General features: G+C 43.5%; 1 protein-coding gene. It reads left to right on the forward strand.

The features are described 5' to 3' along the window. The first annotated feature begins 262 nt into the window (after positions 1 to 262). On the forward strand, positions 263 to 1873 hold the full coding sequence (locus U9Q77_11230) for a transposase (protein ID MEA3287928.1): 1611 nt from the start codon (positions 263 to 265) through the stop codon (positions 1871 to 1873). Positions 1874 to 2164 lie beyond the last annotated feature (291 nt).

Raw genomic sequence — 2164 nt, forward strand, 5'->3', positions numbered from 1 at the left:
ATTGGATAGATTAAAAAAAATCATTTCATAACCGTTGCCCTGACATACCAGGATCACTTGACGTGAATACATCAAATCCAGCTCCCAACAGCGAGACTCTATGTATTTTCCCACTCTGGGCAATATTGACGGAACCGCAAAAAGTAGTGAATCAGTGTAAGTAACTGATATATATAGTGGTTAAGGCAATATATCTCTTGTATTTTGGCTGGTTTAGATTATCTTTAAGTGGTAATAATAACAATTAGATAAGGTCTATTTTGTGCGAAAGATAAAGAACCGAAACCAGTTAACATTTGATGGAATGCCAGCCTGGAAAGGCAGCCTCAGTGAACGGAAAGTAAAGCTGCTTAAAAAGACCTGGGCTGGTGTGTTTCAGACATATATCCTACCCAACCTGCCTGTAGCAAAGCTAGCCCTAAATTATTCACCTACAATGGGTCGCCCCAGTAAGGAGTTATTCACTGTTATGGGTGGTGTAATCCTCCAGCAGTTTTTCGATCTTACGGATGAGCGTACTATAGAAGAGCTGGCCTTTAATCAGCAATGGCATTATGCCCTGGATAACTATGATGTTAATGATCAGGTTATATCTGAACGGACTCTGTGGAATGTTCGCAATCTGTTGACAGGTACAGAGGCTGGTCTGAGTATCTTTAATATCACGGTGGATCATCTAATAAAGCACTTTGATGTTGACACGAGTCGTCAGCGACTGGATAGTGTCCACGTGCATTCTAATATGGCCAGATTGGGTCGTGTTCGTATTCTGTCTCGTGTGATCACAAGGTTTTTACGGAACTTCAAGCGCCACCACTATGAGCTGTATGAAGATCTTGATAAACGCTTCAGGGTGCGTTATCTGGACGAAAAAGATATCAGGTATTTTGGAGAAGTAAGACCCTCAGAGACGGGTGTGCGTTTACAGGAGATAGCTGAGGATCTCTATGAGTTGATCCTGTTGTTTTCTGACAATGAAGCTGTGATCGGACTCTATAGTTATGGTCTCATGAAACGGGTGTTTGGTGAGCATTGTCAGGTGGATTCAGATAAGCAGGTAAAGGTTACAGCTAATAAGGATGTACCATCAGACAGTTTGCAGAACCCTTCTGATGTTGATGCCAGTTATGATGGCCATAAGGGACAGGGTTATCAGGTTCAGGTGATGGAGACCCATGCTGAGAAAGCCGGGCAAAAGGGTGATGATCCCCGTCTGGATCTATTCACTCATGTTGCAGTTGAGCCAGCACATACGCATGACTCAGGCGCAGTTAAGGCCGCCCTGGAAGATGTAAGTGAACGTGGTAATCGTCCGGAAGAATTAGTAGCAGATACTTTATATGGGAGTCAGGATAATGTTGAATTAGCCAGGGCAGATGGTACAGAACTGGTTGCTCCGGTCTATGGTAAAAAAAGCAAGAAGGACTTCCCGGGTTTTGAGTTTAATCAGGATTACGATATTATCACCTGTCCTGCAGGTAACTCTCCCTCTAGAATTAAAAGTAATAAACACAAAGGAAGTAAGACCGCCTTGTGGGAAAAGGATGTGTGCTCTGAGTGCCCTCTCCAGTCACTGTGTCGTGTGAGGAAGGGTAAGAGCTTCTACCTCTTGTCTTATACAGAGAAAGTTGTGAAACTCTGGTTACGCAGAGAATATGAACAGACTAAGGCGTTCAAGAATAAATATGGGATGCGTGCTGGGGTGGAGGCTTCCATTTCCAGAATCATTCATCAGACCGGGGCAAGGCGACTTCGGTATAGGGGGCTTGAGTGTATGCGTTTTGCTGAGACAATGAAAGTGCTGGCTGTGAATATGTTCAGAACCACAAAGTATGTCCTGAGCTCCGCCCAAATGCTTCCTCAGTCAGCGTAGAGGCGGTATTGTGAGTGATATTATACATTTCAGTGCATTGTTGAAGCCAATTAAGGCAAGCCAAGACAACTCTGGAGCAAATGGTGGGCCGTTGCAGGAAAATTAGATAATAATCAGTTTTTGAGGACAGGAAGCGGTGAAATTAGAGAAATACTTTTTACGAGGGCGTCAAAATTGGAATTTAAGGACTTTTTTGACAGATTCGTTAGATTCCTTTGATTTACCCAACAGTGATGACTACACTCCCCTTTTTGTGCCCTTTGTCGACATATCGATGAGCATCGGCAATTT

It is taken from the genome of Candidatus Neomarinimicrobiota bacterium, assembly GCA_034716895.1.
Taxonomy (GTDB): Bacteria; Fidelibacterota; UBA8477; order UBA8477; family JABMPR01; genus JABMPR01.